This is a genomic window from Corynebacterium fournieri (assembly GCF_030408775.1).
Taxonomy (GTDB): domain Bacteria; phylum Actinomycetota; class Actinomycetes; order Mycobacteriales; family Mycobacteriaceae; genus Corynebacterium; species Corynebacterium fournieri.
The window spans coordinates 1490367-1516290 of sequence record NZ_CP047210.1 but is presented as its reverse complement, the minus strand read 5'-3'; the positions used below and the strand labels follow the sequence as shown (position 1 = coordinate 1516290).

Below are 25924 nucleotides of genomic sequence, written 5' to 3'. Positions count from 1 at the left end.
TGGGCATGCCTGGAATTGAAGTTCGCGATGCCCACCTACACAATCTCCGCAACGTGGACGTGGACATTCCGCGTGGCACGCTCGTCGCGGTAACCGGGGTGTCGGGCTCGGGGAAGTCCTCGCTGGCATTCGGCACCATCCATGGCGAAGGCCAACGGCGCTACCTGGAATCGGTGGCGCCGTTCGCGCGCCGTCTCATCGGCTCCGCGGTGGACCCGCAGGTCGGCTCGGTGGAGGGCCTGCCGCCCACTGTTGCGCTGCAGCAGTCCACCTCCGGCGGCGGTGCGCGCTCGACGGTGGGTACCGTCTCCGCACTGTCCAACAGCATCCGCCTGTTGTACTCGCGCTCCGGCGACAACCCGAAGGGGCTGTACTCCGACTCGTTTTCTCCGAATACACCGGAGGGCATGTGCCCGACGTGCCAGGGCACGGGTGTGGTGCACGAGCCGACCGAGGAATCGATGGTGCCGGATCCGACGCTGTCCATCGAGGACGGCGCCATTAAGGCCTGGCCCGGCGCCTGGGCGGGCAAGAACTTCCACGACATCCTGGCCACCCTGGGCTACGACCTGGATTCGCCCTGGCAGGACCTGCCTCAGAAAGACCGCGAGTGGATTCTGTTCACCGACGAGCGCCCCGTGGTCACCGTCAAGCCGCTTCGCGGCGAGGATCAGATCCAGCGCAACTACAAGGGCACGTGGCGCTCCGTGGCGTCGTACTTGACCAACACGCTCGCGGAGACCAACTCTGACACGCTGCGCAAACGCGTGCTGTCCTACATGGAATCGCGCGTGTGCGAGACCTGCCGCGGCCGCCGCCTCAATCCGGAGGCGCTCAAGGTCACCTACGCAGGCATACCTATCGACGAGCTCGGCGCCCTGCCGCTGGACCAGGTCTACGAGGTGCTCTCCGCGCAGGATCCGCAAGAAGGCTCCGCCGAGGATCTGCTGCTCAGGCAGATCCTGCCCGCGCTGCAGTCCGCGCTCGATTTGGGCCTGGCGCACTTGAGCCTGGACCGCCCCGCGCCGACGCTGTCCGCCGGTGAGCTGCAGCGCATCCGGCTCTCCGCCCAGCTGCGCTCGGGCTTGTTCGGCGTGGCGTACGTCCTGGACGAGCCGTCTGCTGGCCTGCACCCCGCCGAGCGCGGCGCGGTGCTGGATATCTGCCGCCGCTTCATCGATGCCGGCAACTCGGTGCTCTTAGTCGAGCACGACATGGAGCTGGTCGCCCAGACCGACTACTTGGTGGACGTCGGCCCGCTCGCCGGCGAACGCGGCGGCGAGGTGGTCTATGCCGGTCCCACCAGCGAGTACACCGGTGACGCGCCCACCGCGAAGGCGTTGGCGAACCGGGCACTTTCGCTCAACGACGACCCGCGGTCCGCCACCGGCCAACTGTCGCTTTCCGGCGTGCACGCGCGCTCCATCGACGGCCTCGATGTGGACTTCGGCCGTGGCCAGTTCACCGCCGTGGCGGGCGTGTCCGGCTCCGGCAAATCCACGCTGGTGAGCACCGTGCTCGCCGGGGTGCTGCGCGAGGCGGCGTCCACCGTCGTCGATGAGGACGATGAGGTAGGGCAAGACGGCGAGTGGGTCGTCGATAAGCAAGAAGGCTTTGATGCTGTCAGCCGCGTCGTGCAGATCACCCAAAAGCCCATCGGGCGCACGCCACGCTCGACGCTGGCGACGTACACTGGGCTTTTCGACGGCGTGCGCAAACTGTTCGCCGGCACCGACGAGGCGAAGCACCGCAAATGGACCGTGTCGCGCTTTTCCTACAACGTGAAGCAAGGCCAGTGCCCCACCTGCGGCGGCGCCGGCAAGATCGAGGTTGAGCTGGTGTTTCTGCCCGGCTCGTACACCACCTGTCCGGACTGCGGCGGTGCGCGCTACAACGACGAGACCCTCGAGGTGACCTGGGAGGGGCTGACCATCGCGGAAGTGCTCGAGCTGACTGTCGACGAAGCCGCGGACGTGTTCGCCGACGAACCGAAGATCCTGCGCGCCGTGGAAACCCTGCAAGCCGTTGGGCTGGGCTACCTGCGGCTGGGCCAGGGCGCGCCGGAATTGTCCGGCGGCGAGGCGCAGCGCATCAAGCTGGCCACGGAGCTTCAGCGTTCCCGCAATTCGCGCCGGGGCCACACCGTGTACCTGCTGGACGAGCCGACCACCGGCCTGCACCCGGCCGATATTGCGCTGCTGGTGCAGGAACTCAACAGTTTGGTCGATGCGAGCCAAACCGTGATCGTGGTCGAGCACGACCTTTCTGTCATCGCGCAAGCGGACCGCGTGATTGAGATGGGCCCAGGCGCCGGCGCCGACGGCGGGGAAGTGGTCGCTGCAGGCACTCCGGCCGAGTTGGCTGAGCGCGATACCGCGACCGGGAAGGTGTTGGCGGAGCGGTCAGCCTAGATCGGTGTTGGTGGGGACTATGCAGCGGCATAGTCGGGAGGGCTTGATTCTCTATGCAGTGGCATAGTTTTTCCCGAGTGCGAATCACTATGCAGTGGCATAGTCTGGCGGGCTCGATTTACTATGCGGCGGCATAGTCGCGTGAACGGGGAGCTCACTATGCAGCTGCATAGTGTGGCGGACGCCACGCGAACTGGATGGTCTGACGCACCGGTAACTAGTCGTCGAATTCGATGCCTGCTGCTTCGGCTTGCTCGACCAGCCCTGCGATCTTCGACGGAGTTTCAGCGATTCTCCTGAAAGCAGTCTGGGCTTTCTCGACGTGTGCGGGGTTGCCGTAGATGCCGATGCCTTCGCCTTCTGGGTCGAGTTGGAGGCTGGGATCAATGCGGTCGGCTGATTGGAGGTAGCACGCCAGTCCTTCGAGGAAGTAGCCGTTTGCTTCGTGTCCGGTGGCGGTGATCGCATGGTCGAGTTCTGTATCGACGAGCACTTGGATGTAGACGGTGTGTTGGCCTTCGAGTTCACCTGTCGAGGCGTCGAGTTCTACCTTGCGCATTTTTAGCCCGGTCGGCGTTTCCGATTCTTCGGCGTCGTGGTCGATGTCCTCGTCTGGTGGGCTTAGCTCTGCTGGGATGTCTTGGTCGAGGTGGTAGCAGCGGTACTGCTCGAGCCACAGATCCAGGAACCCGAGCGGATAATACGTCCAGGGGATGAGCTGGTAGGAGCGTTCTTCTTCGGTGGCGGCGCGAGTTGCTGACCCTCCGACCCACATCTCGATGTCCCAGTCTGTGGGGTCGACGCTTTCGACGTTGAGAGGGATGTCATCCTTCAATTCGTATGGAATGTACGCTGGCGGTCCCGGGCGGTACTGCTCTCCGCCTACGACGACCTTCTGGGGGTCGAATCCGTCTGGGATGTGTTCTATCTTTCCGTCGCGGATGAAGGGTCCGCCTTTACGGAAGGCGCTCTTCAGCAGTGGGAATGGTGGAATGATCCATGGTGACTGCTTCCCGGTGTTGGCGGGAAGACCGAGCACCGCCAGGTTTTCAGCCGTGCGGGGGACGCCGACCAACGAGGCGCCGCCGCTTCGGTGTTTTGCTTCGTAGACGTGGACTTCAACGTCTCCGGTATCCGTCGGCATGCGCAGACGCGTGTTGTCGGACGGGCGGATCGCCTTCATCGACTCATCAAATCGCATGAAGTACGTCATCGGGGAAGTCCCTAGTTGTCTTTCCAGATGCTCAGCAGCTGGTTTTCGGTGTAGGCGAAGTCCGGGTCGACCGCCTCGATCGCGGTGGTGAGACGTTCCTCCCACTGCCTCATGATTTCGGTGCCGACTGGTCCGATCGGCCCATCCGGATATTCAACTGCGGCCTCGAGCACGATGCCGGCAATCTCAACGTCGGGGCGTACCCAATTGTGCCCGTCGCTTACCTCCAAAAAGGCGCGACAACCTGCGAGCGCCGTATTCGGGTCATCGAGTGGTGCTTCGTTGTGCAGCATCGCGGTGGCCCAGTGGTGCATGGCAAGAAGTTCATCGCTTTGCGACGGCGCTTCCGCCGCCTCGACGAACCGGTGCAGATCCAGCGGAGAATACTGCGCTGCCTCGTAGACCTGAAGCATCATCACCGCCCAGAGAGCGACAGGGGAGTCGGCGAGCAGGTCTAAGACTTCCTTGCCGGGGATGCTGCGGGAGGTGCTGAAATTGCGCGCGAGTGGGGCAATGACAGCAACGTGCGTTTCTGGGTCGTTGGACTCGGCAAAGATCGCCTTGGCTTCCTCCCACGCCAGGTCGGGCATTGGGGCGGGTTCGGTGTCGGCGAGGTACTGGTCGAGGTTGATTGTCGGCGAGGACATGGCAGCACTCCTATTTTTTGTCGGGTCGGTAGAAGTAGGGGTCTTTGTCAACCAGCCGAATGCGGGTACCACGGGTGTCGAAGTTTGCTTTGAGCCATTCTGCAAATTCGGCGGTGTAGTACTGGTCCATCCACAGGTCGGGGTTGTCGGGTGAGGTTCGGATTCGGAACACCGGAGTATGGGGTGTGTCCTCGAAGAGGTTGAATGCGCGGAAGCCGACGTAGTCGCCGAACTGGCTCGTCAGCGTGCACTCGGCGATGCGGGCACCCTGCTGGTTGAGAGCGTCTCGGATAGCGGGGGCTGCATCGGCTGGAGCGATAAGCATGCCGATGGATTCGGTAATGCCGTAACGCGGGTAGGGGGATCCGTCCGAGGCGTAACAGCTTTCCAACACGTCGAAATGCTGGCCGTCGATCATGCTGAAATGCTGGGCTTCTTCCATATCCAACATGGAGATCGATGGGTCGAATACAAAGTCCACCGTGCCGATCGTGTGCTCAATTTTGTGGCAAAGCACCGTGTTCTCCTTGACTTCCTGAGTTAAGCAACGGATGGGCGTCCTGGGTAGACACCTTCGGCGACACCGAGTTCGTGGAGCTTGCTCAAAATGTCGTCACCGGCGAGGTATGCCTGCAGCTCGTCGGCGTAGAGGGGGTAGACGCCGAAGAAGTGGACGGCTTCGTCGCCCACGGGGGTGCGCAGAAAATCTCCTTCTGCATCAACCGTCAGTGCACCGCCGATGATGAAGCCGGAGAATTCGCTGCCCGGATAGGTCTCGCTCGGGTCGAGCCCCGCCTGGCTCGAGGTTCCGTAGGACAGCCATGTCTCCATGTCTTTGGGCAGGCGAGCGGTGGACTTGAGCAGGGTTACTGGCCAGCTGATCGCGTCACCTTCGGGGCCGTTTTGAGAACCGATCTCTGCAAGCGGCCAATCGTCCGGAAGCGTCATCACCAGCTCTGTGCGGTTGAACTCTTCCTTTCCGGGTGGCATCTGCATCCGGTACTCGTTCATCCCCGAGGTGCACAGCGTCCAGAATTGACGCTGCTCGGTGGGGGCCCAGCAATATACGTCGATGTGCAGCTCGTCCGAGATGAGCTCGTGGAATACCGAGTATTCTTCACCCAACAGTGGGGCAAGGCGGTAGTCGACAATGTCCTGTGGGGTCTGCGCGTTGGTCATGTGACCGAAAATACACAAATCGCGAGAGTGTGACTGATAGTGAGCTGTCAGTTCTCCGTGATGTGTTCAAACTCGTGTGAGAAGCCGCCCCACCACCAGTCGCGCCATTCGTCGGAACAGGGGTGTGCCGGGGGAATGATCACGGCGTCGCCTGTGTGCAGCTCGCGCACCGGGCTGATGCCGTGCAGGGAGTTGAGGAACCACAGGGGGTGCTCGGTGGCGAGTTCGGGTGTGAGCCGACGCCGCTCCACGCGAATGCCTAGCCGCTCAGACCGCGCAAGAACCTGGTGCAATGTCACGCTCGGCAGCCACACCCCGTCGGGCAGACACAGGGTGTCGCCGTCCCACATCACCAGCGCGCCGGTGGTGGTCTCCAGCATCGCGCCATGCTTATCGATGATCACCGTGTCGTCCGTGCCCGCCACCTGGTACCGCGAACGGTATGCGCGAAACGCGGCGAAGTCGGGCCCCTTCACCTCAGGACGGGTGCGCGGGTCCGGGGCAGGGGCATAGGTCAGCGAGGTGGTGGGGCGTGCGGGAGGGGCGGGGCGGACGTCGAGAAGCAAGAGCCCCTGCAACAGCGCGATGCGGGGGAACAGCTCGCCCTCTCGCAGGAGAGGCATTAGCTTATCGACGAATCCTTCGGGCAACCCGCCCGCCGCACGAGAAAACCGCTGGAGGTGCAGGTCGAGGCCGTTGGTGCGGCCGTTGGAGTGACGCCAGGAGTCGGCCACATCGAGGGGGCTGTCGAGGGGGCCGTCAGAGGCAGCGGACTCCTTGAGCGCACCGCGCCAGACGTACCTACACATCCCATGCTCCCAGCACCGACTGGGCTTTGAGGTTGCGCTCGGCGAGCTCAGCGTGTGCGTCGGAGGCGAGCACGACCGCGCCGCCAGCGCCGACGGTGACTGTGTCGCCGGCTCGCACAGCGGTGCGGATGACCACCGATAGATCGGCCTGACCATCGAAGCCGAAGTGCCCCAGTGCGCCGGAGTAGACGCCGCGCGGGGAGGTTTCCAGCCTGTCGATGATCTCACAGGTGCGCAGTTTCGGCGCGCCGGTCATAGAGCCGGGCGGAAACGTCGCGCGCACGGCGTCGACGGCGGTGAGCCCCTCGCGCAGGCGACCGGTGATGGTGGAGACCAACTGGTGCACCGTCGCGTACGACTCCACCTGCATCAGCCCGGGCACGCGCACGGTGCCGGGGTCGCAGACGCGGGAGAGGTCGTTGCGCAGCAGGTCCACAATCATGAGGTTCTCGGCGCGGGTTTTGTCGTCGCGAAGCAGCTCCGGATCCTCGTTTGCGGCGATGGTGCCCTTGATCGGCTTGGCCTCCACCTCGCGGTCGCGCACGGTGAGGAAGCGCTCGGGTGAGGCGCTGGCGACCTCCACGCCGTCGAAGACAAGGTGCGCGGCGTACGGCGCGGGGTTGTGCTCGCGCAGCGGTTCGTACAGCTCGCCGGTCGCCTCGGCGGTGTAGGTGTCGGTCAAACACACCTCGTAGCTCTCACCCGCGCGCAGCAGTTCCTGCGCCTTGTCGATGCTGCCCAGGTAGTCGGGGTTGCTCCAGGAGCCTTTGCTTCTCGACGCACCTTCGGCACCGTTTGCGCCCTCAAGCATCCGCTCGAGCCGGTCGAGGAGCTCCTCCGAACCCTCGCCGGCCAAAGCGCACAGGTGCGCGGATTCAGCGTCGTGGTCGTAGACGATGAAGGACTGCGGGCGGACAAAGTAGGCGTCCGGGTACGGCGAGGTGTGTGTGAGCGTGATCGGGAGCGTCAGCTGCGCACACTCGTAGCCGAGGTAGCCGATCCACCCGCCGGTAAACGGCAGGTCCGGCGCGCCGTGGATGGGGGTGGATAGCTCCTCGTTGAGGGTGTGCAGAATGTCGCCGTCGTCAAGCGAATAGCAAATGGAGCGTGACAGCGGGCCCGCGGTGTCGCCAAGGATGGAAAAACGGCCGCGCGCGTCGGAGGAGTCGAGGAAGAACGCGTCGCGGCCATCTTCGCGGATGGCGTTGAAGACCCGCTGGCAGTCCAGCGCACCTGGCACCTCCCGGTGGATAAGACGCCAGCCGCCAATGAAGTTGCGCATCAGCGCCGCTCCGTGCTGGGTAAGCACGGATTCAGGGTGGAATTGCACGCCCCAGTGCTCCCGCCCGTCGACCTTGAGCGCCTGGACCACGCCATCTTCGCTGCGCGCGTGGACGGTGATGCCGGGGGCCTCCTCAACATCACAGCCGACGTGCAGGGAGTGGTAGCGCACCACCTCAAAATCCTGCGGGATGCCGGCGAAGATGCCCTCGCCGGAATGGGTCACGGTGGAGATGAAGCCGTGGCGCGGCTCGGGCGCGCGGGCGACGGTTGCACCGGCGAGCATGGCGAGTCCCTGGTGGCCCAGACACACCCCGAGCAGTGGGACGTCCGCTTCCGCCGCCGCTTCAATCACGCGGCGTGAGGCGCCGAAGTCCTCCTCGCGCTCGGGTGTGCCGGGTCCGGGGGAGATGACGACGTGGCTGAACTCGCCTGCGCGCACGCGCCGGGGAAGATCAGCGGCCTCGCCCGCGGGCACGACAAGCGGTTCGCGTCCGCTCGCTTCGGCAATGAGGTGGGCGAGGTTGAATGTATATGAGTCGTAATTGTCAACGAGCAGAATCATTGTGCCGAAAATCGTATAGCGTGGTGGCGCATGGACGCCACCATCCGGCCAGCGCAGCCAAGCGATGCTGCCACAGTCGCCGACGTGCACAACCGCTCCCGCGCCCAAGCCTTCCGCGGCCACATCGCCGACGAGGTGCTGGACAATCACGCGCCCCTCGAGCGGGAATGGGAGGAGTATTTCCGAGCGCCGGACGGGCGCGTCTTCATCGCCGAGGTTGACGGACAAGCAGTGGGGATCGCATACGGCATCCCCGCCCAACACCCCGGCGAGCGCACTGAGCTGCGCAACCTCTACCTGCTTGAAGCGGCCGCCGGTTCGGGCGTGGCGGTGCAGCTCTTAGACGCGGTTGTCCGCCCCGGCGAGCCTGCCTTCCTCTGGGTGGCGGACTTCAACGACCAGGCAAAAGCCTTTTACCGCAAGCACGGCTTTTCCTTCGACGGGGAAGATTCGCACCACGCGGGCGACGACATCACCCTCAAGCGCATGGTGCGCGGCTAGTTAGTTAATCGGGGTGGGCGCGATCTTCCACACCTCTTCCGCGTAGTCGCGGATGGTGCGGTCGGAGGAGAATCGTCCGGACTCGCAGATGTTGATCCAGCACATCCGCGCCCAGCCGTCCGGGTCGGAGTAGTAGTCCGCGACCATGCGGTCGCGGGTTGCGCGGAAGTCCGCGAAGTCGCCCAACACATAGTAGACGTCCTGCTCGCCGTAGCCGTTGTCCTCCAGCAGGGAGGCGCGGATGTCGTGGAAGGCGCCGGTGCCGCGGTCGTCCAACGTGCCGTCCACAAGCGCGTCGAGCGCGCGCATCAGCCCCGGGGTCTGCTCCGCCACCTGGCGCGGGTTGTAGTGCGCCTTCAGCTCCGGCAGCTCCTCCTCGCGCGCGCCGAAGATGTAGGCGTTGTCCTCGCCGACAGCGTCGACGATCTCCACGTTCGCGCCGTCCATGGTGCCCAGGGTCAGCGCGCCGTTCATCATGAACTTCATGTTGGAGGTGCCCGATGCCTCCTTGCCGGCAGTGGAGATCTGCTCGGAGACATCCGTGGCCGGGATGATCTGCTCGGCGGGGGAGACGTTGTAGTTCTCCACAAACACCACGTGGATGTACTTCGAGGCCACCGGGTCGTTGTTCACCAGCTCAGCGATGGTGTTGATGAGCTTGATAATGCCCTTGGCGGCGACGTAGCCGGGGGCCGCCTTCGCGCCGAAGATGAAGGTGCGCTTCGGCACGTCCTGCTCGCCGTCGACCGTAATGCGGAAGTACAAATCCAGGATGTACAGCGCGTTCATCAGCTGGCGCTTGTACTCGTGCAGGCGCTTGATCTGGGTGTCGAAGATGGAGTTCGGGTCGATCTGGGCGCCCTGGCGGGCTGCGATCCACTCGGCGAAGTCGCGCTTGTTCGCGGCCTTGATCTCGCGCAGCTCGTTGAGCACCTGCGGATCGTCGGCAAGCGGGCGCAGCTCCTTGAGCTTGTCCAGGTCGGTGACCCACTCGTCGGAGCCGGAGAGTCGGTCCAGCAGCTCCGAAAGGCGCGGGTTGCACATGCGCAGCCAGCGGCGCGGGGTGACACCGTTGGTTTTGTTGTTGAAGCGCTCCGGGTAGAGGCCGTGCCAGAAACCGAGGGTGTCGCGTTTGATGATGTCGGTGTGCAGCGCCGCCACACCGTTGACGGAGTACGAGGCGTAGCAAGCGATCCACGCCATGTGCACGCGCCCGTCGTGGACCGGGGAGTAGTGGTGCGCGGTTTCGGCGTCGACGCCGCGGCCCTCCATGTCCAGGCGGTAGCGGCGGTCGATCTCCTCCACGATCTCCCAGATGCGCCAGAACAGCTGCTTGAAGATGGACTCCTCCCACGTCTCCAGCGCCTCTTGCAGCACTGTGTGGTTGGTGTAGGCGAACGTGTGGGTGGTCACCTCCCACGCCTCGTCCCAGCCCAGGCCGTGCTCGTCCATGAGCAGGCGCATCAGCTCCGGGATGCCCAGGACCGGGTGGGTGTCGTTGAGCTGGATCGAGTTGTACTCGTGGAAGTGGCGCAGGTCGTCGCCGTGGGCGGCGACGTAGTCGTCGATGAGCTCCTGCAACGAGGCAGAGCAGAAGAAGTACTGCTGGCGCACGCGCAGCAGTTTGCCGGCGTAGGTCGAATCGTTCGGGTAGAGCACGCGCGTGATGTCGTGGACGGCCTCGCGCTCCAAAATCGCGTCGGCGAAGCGCTGGGAGTTGAACGCGTCGTAATCGAACTCCGCGATCGGGGAGGCGTCCCACAGACGCAACGTGCCCACGTTGTCGGTGCCGTAGCCGGTAATCGGCATGTCGTAAGGGATGGCGCGCACGTGCATGTCGTCGAACCGCACGATGCGCTGCTCGGAGCCGCGGCGGATGATGAAGGGGTAGAACGACTCCTTCCACGCGTCCGGGTGCTCGCGCTGGAAGCCGTCCTCGAACTCCTGGCGGAACAGGCCGTAGCGGTACAGCAGGCCGTAGCCGGTCAGCGGGTAGTCCTGGGTGGCGGCGGAATCCAAAAAGCACGCCGCGAGGCGCCCCAGGCCGCCGTTGCCGAGGGCGGCGTCATGCTCGGCTTCCAGCACGTCCGCCAGCTCGAAGCCGTTGTCCTTCGCAATGGCCTGCGCCTTATCGACGAGCCCAAGGTTGGTCAAGTTATTCAGCAGCGCCCGCCCTTCCAGGAACTCCGCCGAGAAGTACGCGGCGCGCCGGGACTTTTTGTAGGTGGTGCGGGTCTTTGCCCAGTCGTCGGCGAATTGCTCGACGGTGGCGGCGGAGAGCCCCGTCCAGAACTTCTTCACCGTGGAATCCTCCGGCGCGCGGCCGGAGAAGGCGCGGACGTGGCCCGCGACGGTCTGCTCGAATGCTGGCGTGGTAGCAGTCATGTGCCCCGAGCGTACCGGCGCGCCGGGGTGTGTGCAGGTGCTACTTGCCCAGGTACGTCAGCACCGCAGTCAGGCCCGCGCGGGTGGAGGCGCTGATGGTCGGCTCGAATTCCGGCAGGAACGTGGACATGTGGTTGACCGGCACGTCTTCGCCCACGCGGTCTTCTTCCACAGCCTTGTCCCACACGTCGTGCGGGGTGCAGCCGATGAGCCAGAAAAAGTACGGGGCGCCGAAGGCCTGGCCGATGACGGGGAAGTCCTCGGAGACGGTCTTCGGGTCGGCGGTGACGGATTCGGCGCCGAAGACTTCGTCGAACTGTTCGCGGACGCGGGAGAAGACAGCCTCGTCGTTGTCCAAAAGCTCGCCGTGGGCGAAAAAGGAAATCATGGCTTGATCCAGCGAGCCGGAGGCGAGCACCTCGGCGTGCACCACCCGCTTGATTGCGGAGTAGACCTTCGCTTTGACCTTGTCGGAGTAGAAGCGGCAGTTGAGCACCAGCTCCGCCTCGCCCGGGATGATGTTGTTGGTGGTGCCGGCGTGCATGCTGGCCACGGTGACCACGGCGAAGTCGGCCGGGTTGACCTCCCTGCCCACAATCGCCTGCAAGCGGGCGATGATCATCGCCGCCGTGTAGGTCGGGTCGATGGCGTTGTGGGGCATGGAGCCGTGCGCGGCGCGGCCCGGGATGAGGATGCGGATGGAATCGCACGCCGCGAACTGGGGGCCGGGTTTGGACATGACCTCGCCTGCGCGGCCGGGCATGACGTGCTGGCCGAAGACGACGTCGGGGGCGGGCACCTTCTCCGTCAGCCCGTTGTCCGCCATGTCCTGGGCGCCGGCGCCGATCTCCTCGCCGGGCTGGAACAGGGCGATGAAGGTGCCGGACCAGTGCTCGCGGGTGTTGTCCAAAAAGTCGCACATGCTCAACAGTGCGGTGGTGTGGATGTCGTGCCCGCACGCGTGCATGGTGCCCACCGTCCGCCCGTCGGCGGTCTTGACCACCTTGTGGGAGGCGTACGGCGCGCCGGTCTGCTCGGTTACAGGCAGGCCGTCGAAATCCGCGCGGTGCATCACGGTAGGGCCTTCGCCGTTTTCAAAGATGGCGCAGATGCCGAACTTGCCAATCGGCGCGACAACTTCGCAGTCGAAACGCGACAGCTCCATCATGAGGCGGCTGTACGTTTCCTCCTCCTGCAAGGACAACTCCGGGTTGGCGTGCAGCAGCTCGTACAGGCGGCGCTGCCAGACCTCGTCCACGGAGTAGGAGTTCAAAACCTCGGAAATATTACTCACTATTCATCCCTCCAAATTCGGGTTATAACGCAAAAGGTTCGGAGCCGGGGTGCATTCCTCGGCAATGCGGATGGCGGCGACGCGCCCGTCGTTACGCAATGTGCGAAGCGCGGCGGTGACGCGGTCGCGCACGTCGAACGGCGACAGCGTATTCACGTACACCTGCGTCCCGCCCTCGAAACCGGCGAGGGTGGAGATGCGCCACTTTAAGTTGATCCGCCACGGCATGGGCACATCAAGATCCATCGGCCGGTAGTGCCACTCCTCGTTGGTGGCCACCTGCCCGCCCGTGGCCGCGTGCGCCGCGTGCAGCAGGTCGGACACGCCCCGCACCTCGTCTGCCGTGTGCTGCCACGGCTCGCTGGCGCGGGACTTCGAATACACCGTCATGGTGGGGTAGCGGTGGCCCACGCCGGCGGTGAGGATGGCGTGCTCGTTCTCCGCGATGACCAGGTTGTGGTAGAAGGCGTGGTTGACGCCCCAGTCGTTGTACAGGTTCACATTCTGGCGCAGCTTCGCGGTCTCGGTCTCGGCGTTGACGCCTCGTTCGTCGATAGCAACTAACTGCTTGTGCAGGTGCTCGAACGACGCACCGGCGGGCGAGAGCCAGTTCTGGAACACCACCACGTAGCGCGCGTAAGTGTGCTGCTCAACCAGGTCGCGCAGCGAATCGACGGTAAACGCGATGAAGCGGTAGTGCTCCTCAGGGCTCAACGCGCCTGAACCGGCGAGCTGGTCGGAACGCTGCGCGCCGTCCGCGTAGTGGCGCCGGGCGATGATCACGTCGTGGCCGCCGCCGAAGTACGCCGGCGCCAACTCCAGCAGCTGTGCGTCCGGCATCTGAGGGTCTTGGCCCGCGGCGGCAAGGCGGGTGCGCACCGTCTCCAGCACGTGGCTGCGGCCCGCAGGGTCGGCCAGGTAGCGCTCCATGTGCTCGCGCCTCGCGTCCGGCATCTGGTAGCCGTAGTTTTTCCGCCAGTAGTCGTAGGAGACGATTTCGAACAGGTTGGGCACCCGCCGAAACTGCGCGATTGTGTCGTCCAACTCGCCGGGCATGACGTCGCGCAGGATGGCAAAGCCATCGCCGCTGTCTACCAGTCGCGCCTTTTCCGGGGGCGTGCGCAGTTTGCGCGCCTCGCAGAAGTTGCAGGTGTCCGTGTGCGCGCCGGGCTGAAGCGGCTCAGGCGGCGCGGCTGGGGCGCCGAGGGGACGGTTGCCGCGGCCGGGAACCGTCCACACCTCCGTGCCGGAAAACGGGTTGACCTGCTTCAGCGTCCCGTCCGCCATGGTCCGCAGCGCAACGTGGTACGAGTGCGCTGGGTTCACGGCGGGGTTGGACATGCCCGCAACCTTACCGGTTAGCCTTACACGCATGTCTGTGATCCAATTCGACGTCCTTGTCCCGCCCGCCGCCGCCGGCGAGGTCAACGACGCGTTCCAGCGCGCCCTGGACATCCTGGTGCGCCGCGAGATGCTCACTGCGGGCACTGTGGGCATGGAGCGTGTGCTTATCGACGACTTCGTGCGCGCCCAACTGGCAGAAACCTACGAGCGAGACCGCGGCGAATCCCCCGAAGGCGCAGAAGTGCACCGCTACCGAATCGAGGTGGACGGCGCCGACAGCCTCAACAGCTTGGCCATGGGCCTGTCGCGCATCCTCACCCCGAAGGCGGAGCTGCCGCGCGACCCGGTGATGCTGGAGGACCAGGACCGCTTCGAGGCGGCCTCGATCTACCCCTGGACCGTGGAAGTGTTTAGGTAGGCCACGGCAATCTCTGCGCCGGCCTGGACGAGCTGCTCGCGCACGTCGTCGATCTCGGGCAGCGTCACTGCGATCGTGCCCTCGGCGGGCTGCTCGTCGAAGCGCCCGGCAGCAACGGCGAACGACGCGCCAGCCTGAGCCGCCAGCTCGCCGACTACTGAAGCGACCTTGCCGGTGCCCGTCTGGCCGTCAAAGCGGCCTTCGCCGGTGATCACGAGCGCGGCGCCGTCCACCTGCTCCGACAAGCCGTTGGAGTCTGCCACCACCCGCGCGCCGGGCAGGATGTGCACGTGGGAGGAGTCCCCGCGCAGCATGGTGGACAGCCAGGTCAGACCGATGCCCACGCCGCCGGCCGCGCCCAGGCCCGGGGTAGCAGGGTCGACCTCGGCGACCTCGCACAGCCGCGCCAAGCCGCGGTCCAAAACCTCGATGTCCGCCTCCGTGGCGCCCTTCTGCGGGCCGAAGACATGGGCCGCGCCGTGCGGGCCGGTGGCGGGCGCGGTGGTGTCCGTGAGCAGGACCCACTCCACGGCGCCGGCGGGGACGTTGACCTTCGCGGTGTCGAAGTCGGCCAGCTGCTCCAGCGCGCCGCCGCCGGGTTTGAGCTGGTAGCCGTCCTTGTCTAAGGGGTTGGCGCCCAGGGCGACGAGGATGCCGGTGCCGCCGTCGATCGTTGCGGTGCCGCCCAAGCCCAGCACGATGCGCTCCGCGCCGCGCGTCTGCGCGTCCGCGATGAGCACTCCGGTGCCGTAGGTGTCGCCGGTCAGCGGCACCGGCTCGCCCTCGACTGCGGGCAGGCCTGAGGCGGCGGCGACGTCGATGTAGGCGGTGCTGCTCGGTGCGTGGAAGGTGTATTCCGCCTCTGTCAGGCGGCCGGCCGCGGTCGTCGTCGGCAAGCAAATGCGCTCGCCTTCGAACAACGAGGACGTGCCCTCGCCGCCGTCCGCCATTGGGGTGAGCACGATCTGCGCGTCGCGAATGACGGAGCGCACGCCTTCCGCGAGCCACTCGGCGGCCTCGGCTGCGGTGGCAGTGGACTTGAAGGAATCTGGTGCGACGACAACTTTGGGCGACGGTACTGGGTCGAGGGGAGAAGCCATGCGGGAAATTTTAGCGGGCGCCAACGAGGAGCCGTCGAGTGCTGTAAAGTTCCTCCGGTACGCAATTCTGCCCGTCTATAGATATCGGAGGGAATGCCCATGAGCACCATTGATCAGGAAGTTGCCGGCTACTACCAAAAGTTGCTGGAGCGCAACGCGGGTGAACCAGAGTTCCACCAGGCAGTGGCCGAGGTGCTGGATTCGCTCAAGATCGTCTTGGGCAAGGACCCGCACTACGCGGACTACGGCCTGATTGAGCGCCTGTGCGAACCGGAGCGCCAAATCATCTTCCGCGTGCCCTGGCTCGACGACGACAACAACGTGCGCGTCAACCGCGGCTTCCGTGTGCAGTTCAACTCCGCGCTCGGCCCCTACAAGGGCGGCCTGCGCTTCCACCCGAGCGTGAACCTGGGCATCATCAAATTTCTCGGCTTCGAGCAGATCTTCAAAAACTCGCTGACCGGCCTGCCCATCGGCGGCGGCAAGGGCGGCTCCGACTTCGACCCGAAGGGCAGGTCCGACGGCGAAATCATGCGCTTTTGCCAGTCCTTCATGACGGAGCTGTGGCGCCACATCGGCGAGTACCGCGACGTGCCGGCTGGCGACATCGGCGTCAGCGGCCGCGAGATTGGCTACCTCTTCGGCCAGTACCGCCGCCTGGTCAACCAGCACGAGTCCGGCGTGCTCACCGGCAAGGGCCTGACCTGGGGCGGCTCCCTGGTGCGCACCGAGGCGACCGGCTACGGTTCGGTGTACTTCACCGACGAGATGATGCGGGCCAAGGGCGACTCCATCGACGGCGCGAAGGTCATCGTCTCCGGCTCCGGCAATGTGGCCATCTACGCCATCAAGAAAGCCCAGGAGCTTGGCGCGACCGTGGTCGGTTTCTCCGATTCTTCCGGCTGGGTGGAAACGCCGAACGGCGTGGACGTGGAGCTGCTGCGCGAGGTCAAGGAGAAGCGCCGCGGCCGCGTGTCCGAGTACGTCGAAGAGACCACTGGCGCGACCTACCACTCGGACGGCTCCATCTGGAGCCTCAAGGCCGACGTCGCCCTGCCGTGTGCGACGCAGAACGAGCTGGACGGCGACCACGCACGCACGCTCGTCGACAATGGCGTGCGCTACGTGGCAGAGGGTGCCAACATGCCGTCTACCGCGGAGGCGATTGAGGTCTTCCGCGACAAGGGTGTTTGCTTTGGCCCGGGCAAGGCCGCCAACGCGGGTGGTGTGGCCACCTCCGCGCTGGAGATGCAGCAAAACGCCTCGCGCGACTCCTGGTCCTTCGACTACACGGACGATCGCCTGCAGAAGATTATGTCCAACATTTTCAAGGTCGCCAGCAATACCGCCGAAGAGTACGACCGCGCGGGCGACTACGTGGTGGGTGCGAACATCGCCGGTTTCAAAAAGGTCGCTGACGCGATGCTTGCTCAGGGCGTAATTTAGCGTCTGGGCGGGTACGCTTGGGCACCATGTACCGCGTTTTTGAAGCCCTGGATGAGTTAGTTCAGACGTTGGAGCAGGCCTATGGCGTGCCCATGACCTCCAACTGCATGGTTCCCCGCAACGAGATGCTCGGGCTTCTCGACGACCTCCGAAACGCCCTGCCCGTCGACCTCGACGACGCGCAGGATGTGCTGGACAAGCAGGACGAGATCCTGCGCGGGGCGCAGGACCGCGCTGACGTGCTCGTCGGCGACGCGGAGGAGGACGCGCGCCGGATTGTCTCGGACGCGCACTCCGAATCCGAGTCCATGCTCTCTGACGCCCAAGCGCGCGCAACCGCGTTGGTCACCGACGCGGAAGAAGAGTCCAACATGATGGTCACCCAGGCGCAGAACGTCGCCGAGATGACTGTGAATAACGCGCAGCGCGAGGCGGACAACATTGTCGAATCGGGCAACGCGGAGTACCAGCGCTCCGTGGACAAAGGCCTCGCCGAGCAGGAGCGCCTCATCTCCGAGTCCGAGGTCATGCGCCGCGCGGACGAGGAGGCGCACCGTCTGGTTGACGACGCCACCGCGGAGTCGAACCGACTGCGCTCCGAGTGCGACGACTACGTCGATTCCAAACTGGCCGAGTTCGAGGACGGGCTGCGCAGCGTGCTGCAGACCGTCTCTTCTGACCGTTCCGCGCTGCGCCGCGGCGCTGGCGCCGCAGGTGCGGCAGCCCGTGGCCGCCGCACCGAGTACACCGACCGGTCCAGCAGCTACAGCGACGAGTACTAATCGGGGTAATCTGTGGGGGCTATGTCTACCAATCCTTTCGTTTTCGATGTCAGTGACGTGCTCGGCGGGGACGGCACGCCAGAGACTGTGACGCTTAAGGGGCCGTCGCCCTCGCGAATCGGTCCGGAAATGATCGCCATCCCGGAAGGCCGCGAAGTCGAGGTTGAGGCGACGTTGATCCCGCTCGGCTCCGGCGTGATGGTGGACGCCACCGCCACCGCGCAGCTCGAAGGCCAGTGCGTGCGCTGCCTGGCAGAGCTCACCCCGACGGAGACGCTGCGGGTCTCCGAGGTGTTTTCCGCCTCCGACGACTTCATTACCGGCGACAGCGAGTCTGAGGAGGACCAGGGCTCCGGCGACGAGGTGCGCAAGGTTGTCGACGGCACCGTCGACCTCGAGCAGGCGTTTGTTGACGAGGCCGGCCTGAACTGGCCGTTCAACCCCACGTGCCAGCCCGAGTGTAAGGGCGACACCGACGTGCCTTCGCCGGACGCGGTCGAAGGCGAGGAGCAGAACCTGGTCGATCCGCGCTGGGCTGGCCTGGAGAAGTTCCTGTGAGCCGCTCGCGCAAGAACAAGGCAAACGCGGATGAGTCGTGGGAGGCGGCGTTCGACGCCGTCGACCACGCGCCGCTGATTGAGCGGCTCGGCGTGGACATCGAGCGCGACGGGTTGAAGCTCGCGCTGACCCACCGCTCTTTCGCCAACGAGCACGGGCACCTGCCCAACAACGAGCGGCTGGAGTTTGTCGGCGACGCCGTGCTGGGGTTGTCCGTGGCCACCAAGCTTTTTCAGCTCTACCCCTCGCGCCCTGAGTCCGATCTGTCGCCGATGCGCGCCGCAATTGTGTCGCGCTACGGCTTGGCCGACATCGCCCGCGAGATCGATTTGGGCAAGCACGTGCTCATCGGCAAGGGCGAAGAGCTCACCGGCGGCCGCGAAAAAGAATCCATTCTCGCAGACACCACCGAGGCGATCTTCGGCGCGATCTACCTGCAGCACGGTTTCGAGGCCGCGCGCGACGTCATACTCAAGCTTTTCGACGAAAAGCTTCGCACCGCCACCGTGAACAAGAAGCACCACGACTGGAAGACGGACTTGCAGGTGCGCCTTGCGGAGCTGAAACTGCCTGTGGCGGAATACGTCTCCGAGGCAGAAGGCCCGGAGCACAACCAGACGTTTACCGCGCAGACGCTGGTGGGCGGTGTAGCCCGCGGCACTGGCACCGGCCCGAACAAGAAGCTGGCGGAGCAGGAAGCGGCGCACCAGGCCGTGCTCTACCTGCGCGACCACGCTGCGGAGGCCGTGCGCGACAATGCCTGAGCTGCCTGAAGTTGAGGTGGTTCGGCGCGGTCTGGAAACGCACGTGGTCGGCCGCACCTTCGGCCGCGTTGACGTGCTGCACCCGCGAGCGGCCCGCGGCAACACCGTGGATTTGGAGCTCACCCTGCCGGGGCTGACCGTGACCGGCACTGGCCGCCGCGGCAAGTACATGTGGCTGACGCTTTCCGACGGCGCCGCGTTGCTTGTGCACCTGCGTATGAGCGGGCAAATGCTCGTTGCCGAGCACGGTGCTGTCACCTCGCCCCACCTGCGCATCCGCGCCGACATGGGAGAGGTGGAGCTGGACTTTGTGGACCAGCGCACCTTCGGCTTCTGGCAGTACACGCAGCTTGTCAACGGCATTCCGGAGCCAGCGCTGCACATCGCGCCCGACCCCTTCGAGACCGACTTCGATCTGCGGGAGACCGCGCGTGCGATGCGCCGGCGCAAGTCGCCGCTGAAGAATGTGCTGCTCAACCAGGAGGTCGTCAGCGGAATCGGTTCCATCTACGCCGATGAGGCGATGTGGGCCGCACGCCTGAAGCCGTGGCGCCTGACAAAAACCATGCGGCAGCGCGACGCGGAGGCAGTGCTGGACGCCTCGCGGGAGGTCATGGCCCGGTCGCTGGAGCAGGGCGGCACGAGTTTCGATGCGTTGTACGTCAACGTCAACGGCGCGTCCGGGTACTTCTCCCGCTCACTCAACGCCTACGGGCAGGCGGGCAAACCCTGCGCCCGCTGCGGCACCCCGATCGAGCGCGTTGCGGTCGGCGGCCGTTCCAGCTACTTCTGCCCGGCATGCCAGGTGTTGTAGCGCGCGAGTACGGTGGTGCGACATGGTTGATCAGTCAGCATTCAAAGACGCAATGAGCCAGCTGGCTGCCGCGGTGGCGATCGTGACCACCGGTTCTGCGACGGACCCGCACGGCACCACCGTCAGCGCTTTCATGTCGCTCTCGCTGGATCCGCCGATGGTGCTGGTCTCGCTGGATCAAAGGTCGTCGCTGTTGGCGTTGTTGGCCGAAGGGGCGTCGATAGGCATTAATGTGCTCTCCACCGAGCAAGACGTGCTGGCCCGGCGGTTTGCGGACAAGGCCATAGACCGGTTCGCGGGAGTGCAGTGGTCCATGGTGGACGGGGCGCCGCAGCTGGCTGGCAACCACACATGGGTCGCGGGCACTGTCTCGCAGCTGATTGCGGCGGGCGATCATGTGCTGGTGCTGGTTCGCGTGGAAGCGACGGAAGTGGACTCGAACTGCCCGCTGTTGTACTGGCAGCGCGAGTTTGGCACCCACGGCTCGATTCGCGCGGGACAAGTGCACACCCAGGCGGTTGAGGGGGAGAACGATCCCGCTGGCCCCCAAGTTGGGTATGGTGCCGTCCGGGAATAGGTGTGCGTGTTATGTGAGTAACACATTCTGGGGATACACTGCCCGCCATGGATACAGCCACATCATTCGTTGAGGATTCTCTCAACGGCTTCATCTGGAACGTCGTTCCAATCTTCCTCATTCTCGCGGGTGTCTACTTCGGTCTTCGCACCTTCTTCGTCCAAATCCGCATGTTCCCGGACATGCTCAAGGCAGTCGCCGAAACACCGAAGGGCAAAGACCGCGAAGGCCGCGACCTCGACGAGGACTTCGGTGGCCTGTCCGCCTTTAAAGCGTTCACCATCTCCGCCGCCTCCCGCGTGGGCACCGGCAACATCGCCGGCGTGGCGCTAGCGATCTCCATCGGCGGCCCGGGCGCAGTGTTCTGGATGTGGATGCTGGCGCTGCTCGGTGGCGCCACCGCATTCGTGGAATCCACGCTGGCGCAGCTGTGGAAGACCAAGGACGCCGACGGCCACTACCACGGCGGCCCGGCCTACTACATGACTCGCGGCCTGGGCTGGAAGCCACTCGCGGTAATCTTCTCCGCCTTTTTGGCCATCACCTACGGCTTCGTCTACAACGCCATCCAGACCAACTCCATCGCGGAAGCCGTCGGCGGCTCGCTGGGCAACGACTCGGTGGCGATCAAGGCAATTGTCGCCGGTGTTGTGGCTCTCCTGACCGCGCTGATCATCTTCGGCGGCGTGACCCGTATCGCCTCCTGGACGCAGATCATCGTGCCGTTCATGGCCGGCGCCTACATCCTTCTCGGCATCGCGGTGCTGGTGATCAACTGGCGCGAGATCCCGGGCATGATCGAGCTCATTGTCGGACACGCGCTCGGCCTGAAGCAGGTTGTCGGTGCCGGCGTGGGGGAGGCCTTTACCCAGGGCATGCGCCGCGGCCTGTTCTCCAATGAGGCCGGCATGGGCTCCGCACCGAACGCGGCTGCAACCGCCACTGTGTCCCACCCGGTCAAGCAGGGCCTGGTGCAAACACTCGGTGTGTACTTTGACACGCTGCTGGTGTGCTCCATCACTGCATTCGTGGTGCTGCTCGGCCCGGCCGTCTCCTACGGCCGCCACGATATTCAGGGCGCGTCTTTGACCCAGTCTGCCCTGGCGAATTCCGTGGGTGCCTGGGGCGCGCACGCCATCACCTTCATCCTTTTCTTCCTGGCGTTTTCCTCCGTGATCGGTAACTACTACCTCGCGCAGGCCAACTTGGAGTACCTCACCGATTCCAAGACCGCCATGACGGTGTTCCGCATCGTGGTCATCGGCTTCGTCATTTTCGGCGCGTTCGGCTCCGTGCCGCTAGTGTGGGCGCTCGGCGACACCATGGCCGGCCTGCTTGCCATCTTCAACATCGTCGCCATCGTCCCGCTGGGCGGGGTGGCGCTGAAGCTGCTGAAGAACTTCAACCAGCAGCGCCGCAAGGGCATCGACCCGGTGTTCCACCGCGACATGCTCCCGGAGCTGAAGAACGTAGAGTACTGGGACGGCTCCGACCCGGTGACCCGCCGCAGCGAAGGTGACCGCATCGTGGCGGATTACAGCAACGACTAGCGGTCGTCGGCACTACGCTTGGGCGGCATGACAATGACACGCATGACCGCCCACGTCCGCGGCCACGTCCAAGGCGTCGGATTTCGTTGGTGGACCCGCTCCCGCGCGCTCGAGCTGGGTCTTACCGGCTACGCCAAGAACCTGAGAGACGGCCGCGTTGAGGTGGTTGCGGAAGGTGCCGAAGGTGACGTCGCAAAGCTGAAAACGCTCCTCGAAGAACAGCCCACCACCACTGGTCGGCCCGGTAACGTCGAGCACGCGCAAGCGCAGTTTTCAGCGCCGAAGGGCGCGGAAGGGTTTGAAGAGCGATGAAGAAGCGAATCGCGGCAACCGCTGCGGCAGTGGCACTCGCAGCGGTCCCGGCACCCGCCCAGGCGCAGGACCTGTCTTCGAGCATGGCGGCCATGAGCAGCCTGCCCACCCGCCAATACGACCCCGGTCTGCCGTGGGACGTGGCGGAAGCATCGCGGGCGAAGACGTACCGCAACATCAACTTCTACCGCATTCAAAACGGTCGCCTGCCGTGGCTGCGCACCCGCCAGCTGGACGCGCAGGCGCAGGCGTGGGCAGAAGAGCTCAGCCGCACCAACAGCTTCCGGCACTCTGAGGCGAACCTGCACGAAAACATCGCGTTTAGCTCCCACAGTCCGGAGGCGGCCTTCGAGCAGTGGCGCAACTCGCCGGGTCACAATGAAAACATGCTCTCCAACGCGACAACGGTCGGCATTGGCGCGGCGCACGCGTACGTCGACGGCCGCGGGTGGGGCTTCATCGTGGTCATGCAGGCGCGCTAGCGCGTTGCCGGTAACATCCACAAAATGCACCTCAAATCGCTGACGCTCAAAGGATTCAAGTCCTTCGCGTCGGCGACCACGATGAAATTCGAGCCCGGCATCTGCGCCGTGGTGGGGCCGAACGGCTCCGGCAAATCGAATGTGGTGGACGCGCTCGCCTGGGTGATGGGCGAGCAGGGGGCCAAAAACCTGCGCGGCGGGAAGATGGAGGACGTCATCTTCGCCGGCGCGGGCGCTCGCAAGCCGCTCGGGCGCGCGGAGGTCACGCTCACCTTCGACAACACCGACAAGCGCCTGCCCATCGACTACACGGATGTGGCCATTACCCGCCGCATGTTCCGCGACGGCGCGAGCGAGTACGAGATCAACGGCTCCAAGGCGCGCCTGATGGATATCCAGGAGCTGTTGAGCGATTCTGGCATCGGCCGCGAGATGCACATCATCGTCGGCCAGGGCAAGCTCTCTGAAATCCTGGATTCGCGCCCTGAGGAGCGCCGCGCCTTCATCGAGGAGGCCGCGGGTGTGCTCAAGCACCGCCGCCGCAAGGAGAAGGCGCAGCGCAAGCTCACCGGCATGCAAGCGAACCTGGACCGCCTCACCGACCTCACGGAGGAGCTGGGCAAACAGCTCAAACCGCTGGCACGTCAGGCCGAGGCCGCAAAGCGGGGTGCGGCAGTGCAGGCGGAGCTTCGCGACGCAAAACTCAAGCTCGCCGGCGACCAGGTGGTGCGCCTGCGCGCGAAATACGCCGATGCGCAGCGCGCGGCGGAGATGCTGGCGGAGAAGGTGGAAACCGTCACGGCCACGCTGGAGACGACAGTAGAAGAACAGGAAAGCGTCGAGGCGCACCAGCAGGAGCTGCAGCCGCAAGCGGAGCAGGCGCAGCAACTGTGGTTCGCGCTGTCCACCCTGGCCGAGCGGGTCAGCGCCACGCAGCGCATCGCCTCCGAGCGTGCCCGCAGCTCCAACGCGTTCGCGCCGTATGCGGGCCAGGACCCGGAGGATCTCGAGGCGCGGGCGCAGCTTGCCGACGAGCGCTACGCCGAAGCCCTCGAAGCCGCTGAGGAAGCCGCGGAACGGTTGGAAACCATCCGTGAAGAGGTCGCCGAACGCCAGGAGGCTTTCGACGCCGCCGAGCGCGAGCACATGGCGCAGGTGCGCGCGATTGCGGACCGCCGCGAAGGCGTGGTGCGCTTGATCGCGCAGGAGGAATCCCAGGCAGCGGCCGTGGAGGCGGCGCAGGAGGAGGTCCGCCGTTTCGAGGAAACGCTGGCAGAGACCAAGCAACGCGCCCGCCAAGCCGACGCGGAGGTTGCTGCGGTGGAAGAGCGGATTGCCGGGTTTGAGGCCGAGCGCGCGCCTTTGGACGACGCCTTCGCCCGCGCCCACACCGAATCCGACGCCGCCGATAAGCGCTTGGACCAGTTGCGCGCGCAGCAGCGCGAGCACGAGCGTGCGGTGGCCACGCTGCAGTCGCGCATCGACACCTTGGCGGAGCAGGCGCCGAAGCACTCGGCCGAGGACGTGCTCGACGGATTTGTCGCGCTCGCCGGGTTAGTCACGGTGGAGCCGGGGCTGGACCGGGCGCTCGCCGCGGCGTTGGGGGAGCACGCAGAAGCCCTCGTCGGTGAGGTCACCTCGGATGCGATCAAAGCGCTGGAGTCGGCGGCGCGCACGGTGGTTGTGGACCGCCGGGGTGGTTCCGCCTGGCGCCTGGACACCGATAGCGCGGTGGATTGGCTGCTCGACCACGTCACGCTCGCCCCCGAGGTACTCGGGCCGGTGACCCGCCTGCTCGCAGACGTGGTTGTATGTTCCGACCTGGATGCGGCGCGCGCCACGGCGGAGCAGGACCCGCGCCTGCGCGCGGTGACAACTGACGGTGTCCTCGTCGGCGAAGGCTGGGTCGCCGCCGGGACCGGCCAAACCTCCGCAGTGGAGGTCACCGCCCGCATCGAGGCGGCGAAGCTGGAGCTGAACCAGGCGCAGCAGCGGTTGGACGAGCTGGCCGGCACGCTCGAGGGCGCGACCGTGGCCGCGGACGAGGCCCGGGTGCACGCCGCGTCCGCCAAGGCCGCCCTGCGCGAGCACGACACCGAAGTCGAATCGTGGCGCCGCGACCGCGCCCGCCTGGTCAAGCAGAATGAAGTGAACAAGTCCGAGCACGAACGCGCGGCAGCCCGCGCGAACGAGGCGGACGCGCGCCTTGCGCAGCGCCGCACCGAGCTGGAAGAGACGCGCGACCGCCTGACCCGCGTGGACACCGACGTGGCGGCCTCGCCGGAAGAGCCGTCGACGGAGCAGCGCGACCAGGCCAGAAACGCGTTGAACAACGCGAAGTCGCTGGAAATGGAGGCAACGCTGGCCTCGCGCACCGCGCAGCAGCGAGCCGAGGCAGAAGCCGGTAAGGGCGACGCATTGCGCCGGCAGGCGGAGCAGGAGCGGCAGGCGAAGGCCCGGCATGAAGCGGCGATGGCGCGCCGGAGGGCGGAAGCGGAGTTGGCGGGCGCCGTCGAAAAGCATGCACGCGACTTGTCCGCCCGCATCGACGACGCACTGGCCCGCGCCACCGCACAGCGCGACGAGCTCACCGCGCAGCTGAGCAGCCTGCAGGGCAAGGTGCAGCAGGCGCGCCAGCAAGTTAACGCCACCCGCCAGCAGCTGGCGCGCCTGACGGACAGCGCGCACCAGTCCGACATCGCGCGCTCGCAGGCGCAGGTGCGCATCGACGAAGCGGAAGCGAACATCACCTCGTCCCTGGGTATTGCCGTGGCCGATCTGCTCGCCGGATACACCCCGGGCGAGGACTTCGACCGCGAGGCCGAGCAGGCCCGTTTGAAGCAGGCGGAGAAAGACCTGCGCGCCCTGGGCAAGGTCAACCCGTTGGCGCTGGAGGAGTTCAAGGCGCTGGAGGAGCGCTACACCTTCTTAAGCACCCAGCTCGACGATGTGATTCAGGCGCGCAAAGACTTGACCGGCGTGATCGAAGACGTCGACGCGCAGATCTTGCAGCTGTTCACAGACGCGTGGGCGGACGTTGAAGCGGAGTTCCCGCGCGTATTCCAAACGCTGTTCCCGGGCGGCGAGGCACGACTCGTGCTCACCGAGCCGGATGACATGCTCACCACCGGCATCGAGATCGAAGCACGCCCGCCCGGCAAGAAAGTCAAGCGTCTGTCCTTGCTTTCCGGTGGCGAGAAGTCACTGACGGCGCTGGCGTTTCTGGTGGCCATCTTCCGCGCGCGGCCCAGCCCGTTTTACGTGCTCGACGAGGTCGAGGCAGCGCTTGACGACGTCAACCTCCGGCGCCTCATCGCACTACTTGAGGAGCTGCGCCAGGATTCCCAGCTCATCGTGATCACCCACCAGAAACCGACCATGGACGTGGCCAACGTGCTCTACGGCGTGACTATGCGTGGCGACGGCGTGACACGAGTGCTTTCGCAACGCATGCAGCCTGCGGGGGCTGCGCCCGCGTGATGTCGGCTGGGC

At 65.5% G+C, this 25924-nt stretch carries 23 protein-coding genes; 13 read left to right on the top strand and 10 right to left on the bottom strand.

The features are described 5' to 3' along the window. The first annotated feature begins 5 nt into the window (after window positions 1–5). Window positions 6–2411 carry an excinuclease ABC subunit UvrA gene (locus CFOUR_RS07330; protein ID WP_085958517.1) on the top strand — a complete coding sequence of 802 codons (2406 nt, stop codon included), beginning with the start codon at window positions 6–8 and terminating at the stop codon, window positions 2409–2411. Between the two features lie 217 nt (window positions 2412–2628). On the opposite strand, the gene CFOUR_RS07325 is transcribed toward CFOUR_RS07330, so the two are convergent. From CFOUR_RS07325 to CFOUR_RS07300, 6 genes are read right to left on the bottom strand one after another with little or no spacing between them, the layout of a single operon-like run. Further along, window positions 2629–3624 (bottom strand): hypothetical protein, encoded by a 996-nt coding sequence (locus tag CFOUR_RS07325; protein WP_085958217.1) that lies wholly within the window; start codon window positions 3622–3624, stop codon window positions 2629–2631. A gap of 11 nt (window positions 3625–3635) precedes the next feature. Further along, on the bottom strand, window positions 3636–4271 hold the full coding sequence (locus CFOUR_RS07320; protein ID WP_085958216.1) for a hypothetical protein: 636 nt from the start codon (window positions 4269–4271) through the stop codon (window positions 3636–3638). Window positions 4272–4281: 10 nt separating this feature from the next. Beyond that, the gene (locus tag CFOUR_RS07315) at window positions 4282–4788 is read right to left on the bottom strand and encodes a hypothetical protein (protein WP_085958215.1); all 507 of its coding nucleotides are present in this window, start codon (window positions 4786–4788) and stop codon (window positions 4282–4284) included. A gap of 23 nt (window positions 4789–4811) precedes the next feature. After that, window positions 4812–5450, bottom strand: coding sequence for a suppressor of fused domain protein (locus CFOUR_RS07310; RefSeq protein ID WP_085958214.1), 639 nt, complete (start codon window positions 5448–5450; stop codon window positions 4812–4814). A 47-nt stretch (window positions 5451–5497) separates the two neighbouring features. Then, a complete protein-coding gene (locus CFOUR_RS07305) occupies window positions 5498–6259 on the bottom strand; it encodes an aminotransferase class IV (RefSeq protein ID WP_085958213.1) in 762 nt (253 codons plus the stop codon). Next, complete coding sequence (locus tag CFOUR_RS07300; protein WP_085958212.1) at window positions 6252–8105, bottom strand: chorismate-binding protein; 1854 nt, start codon at window positions 8103–8105, stop codon at window positions 6252–6254. The genes CFOUR_RS07305 and CFOUR_RS07300 overlap by 8 nt, the downstream gene beginning before the upstream one ends. 30 nt (window positions 8106–8135) lie before the next feature. On the opposite strand from CFOUR_RS07300, the gene CFOUR_RS07295 reads away from it, so the two are divergent. Further along, window positions 8136–8606 carry a GNAT family N-acetyltransferase gene (locus CFOUR_RS07295; RefSeq protein WP_085958211.1) on the top strand — a complete coding sequence of 157 codons (471 nt, stop codon included), beginning with the start codon at window positions 8136–8138 and terminating at the stop codon, window positions 8604–8606. On the opposite strand, the gene CFOUR_RS07290 is transcribed toward CFOUR_RS07295, so the two are convergent. Genes CFOUR_RS07290 through CFOUR_RS07280 form a run of 3 tightly spaced genes read right to left on the bottom strand, consistent with a single transcriptional unit; the run spans window position 8607 to window position 13626 of the window. Next, window positions 8607–10991 (bottom strand): glycogen/starch/alpha-glucan phosphorylase, encoded by a 2385-nt coding sequence (locus CFOUR_RS07290; RefSeq protein WP_085958210.1) that lies wholly within the window; start codon window positions 10989–10991, stop codon window positions 8607–8609. Window positions 10992–11031: 40 nt separating this feature from the next. Next, a complete protein-coding gene (locus CFOUR_RS07285; protein ID WP_085958209.1) occupies window positions 11032–12285 on the bottom strand; it encodes an amidohydrolase in 1254 nt (417 codons plus the stop codon). Between the two features lie 3 nt (window positions 12286–12288). After that, the gene (locus CFOUR_RS07280) at window positions 12289–13626 is read right to left on the bottom strand and encodes a DUF4921 family protein (RefSeq protein WP_290179068.1); all 1338 of its coding nucleotides are present in this window, start codon (window positions 13624–13626) and stop codon (window positions 12289–12291) included. A gap of 31 nt (window positions 13627–13657) precedes the next feature. On the opposite strand from CFOUR_RS07280, the gene CFOUR_RS07275 reads away from it, so the two are divergent. Beyond that, window positions 13658–14047 carry a hypothetical protein gene (locus CFOUR_RS07275; RefSeq protein ID WP_085958208.1) on the top strand — a complete coding sequence of 130 codons (390 nt, stop codon included), beginning with the start codon at window positions 13658–13660 and terminating at the stop codon, window positions 14045–14047. Here the strand turns inward: CFOUR_RS07275 and CFOUR_RS07270 are convergent. Then, the gene (locus CFOUR_RS07270) at window positions 14017–15147 is read right to left on the bottom strand and encodes a glycerate kinase (RefSeq protein WP_085958207.1); all 1131 of its coding nucleotides are present in this window, start codon (window positions 15145–15147) and stop codon (window positions 14017–14019) included. The genes CFOUR_RS07275 and CFOUR_RS07270 overlap by 31 nt on opposite strands. Before the next feature lie 99 nt (window positions 15148–15246). Between CFOUR_RS07270 and gdhA the strand changes: the two genes are divergently transcribed. The 10 genes from gdhA to smc are packed head-to-tail and all read left to right on the top strand — an operon-like array spanning window position 15247 to window position 25912. Then, complete coding sequence (gene gdhA, locus CFOUR_RS07265) at window positions 15247–16593, top strand: NADP-specific glutamate dehydrogenase (RefSeq protein WP_085958206.1); 1347 nt, start codon at window positions 15247–15249, stop codon at window positions 16591–16593. A 26-nt stretch (window positions 16594–16619) separates the two neighbouring features. Further along, window positions 16620–17375, top strand: coding sequence for a DivIVA domain-containing protein (locus CFOUR_RS07260; RefSeq protein WP_085958205.1), 756 nt, complete (start codon window positions 16620–16622; stop codon window positions 17373–17375). Window positions 17376–17396: 21 nt separating this feature from the next. Then, window positions 17397–17933, top strand: a complete 537-nt coding sequence (locus CFOUR_RS07255; protein ID WP_085958204.1) for a YceD family protein — start codon at window positions 17397–17399, stop codon at window positions 17931–17933. Then, window positions 17930–18697 carry a ribonuclease III gene (gene rnc, locus CFOUR_RS07250; RefSeq protein WP_085958203.1) on the top strand — a complete coding sequence of 256 codons (768 nt, stop codon included), beginning with the start codon at window positions 17930–17932 and terminating at the stop codon, window positions 18695–18697. The genes CFOUR_RS07255 and rnc overlap by 4 nt, the downstream gene beginning before the upstream one ends. After that, window positions 18690–19511 carry a bifunctional DNA-formamidopyrimidine glycosylase/DNA-(apurinic or apyrimidinic site) lyase gene (mutM, locus tag CFOUR_RS07245; RefSeq protein WP_085958202.1) on the top strand — a complete coding sequence of 274 codons (822 nt, stop codon included), beginning with the start codon at window positions 18690–18692 and terminating at the stop codon, window positions 19509–19511. Before rnc ends, mutM begins: the two co-directional genes overlap by 8 nt. Window positions 19512–19533: 22 nt before the next feature. Then, the gene (locus CFOUR_RS07240) at window positions 19534–20088 is read left to right on the top strand and encodes a flavin reductase family protein (protein WP_085958201.1); all 555 of its coding nucleotides are present in this window, start codon (window positions 19534–19536) and stop codon (window positions 20086–20088) included. Window positions 20089–20135: 47 nt separating this feature from the next. Continuing rightward, window positions 20136–21638, top strand: coding sequence for an alanine/glycine:cation symporter family protein (locus tag CFOUR_RS07235; protein ID WP_085958200.1), 1503 nt, complete (start codon window positions 20136–20138; stop codon window positions 21636–21638). A 27-nt stretch (window positions 21639–21665) separates the two neighbouring features. Then, window positions 21666–21950 carry an acylphosphatase gene (locus CFOUR_RS07230; protein ID WP_179154858.1) on the top strand — a complete coding sequence of 95 codons (285 nt, stop codon included), beginning with the start codon at window positions 21666–21668 and terminating at the stop codon, window positions 21948–21950. Continuing rightward, on the top strand, window positions 21947–22432 hold the full coding sequence (locus CFOUR_RS07225) for a CAP domain-containing protein (RefSeq protein WP_085958198.1): 486 nt from the start codon (window positions 21947–21949) through the stop codon (window positions 22430–22432). The genes CFOUR_RS07230 and CFOUR_RS07225 overlap by 4 nt, the downstream gene beginning before the upstream one ends. Before the next feature lie 24 nt (window positions 22433–22456). After that, window positions 22457–25912: a chromosome segregation protein SMC gene (gene smc / locus CFOUR_RS07220; protein WP_085958197.1), complete on the top strand. Its 3456-nt coding sequence runs from the start codon at window positions 22457–22459 to the stop codon at window positions 25910–25912. Window positions 25913–25924 lie beyond the last annotated feature (12 nt).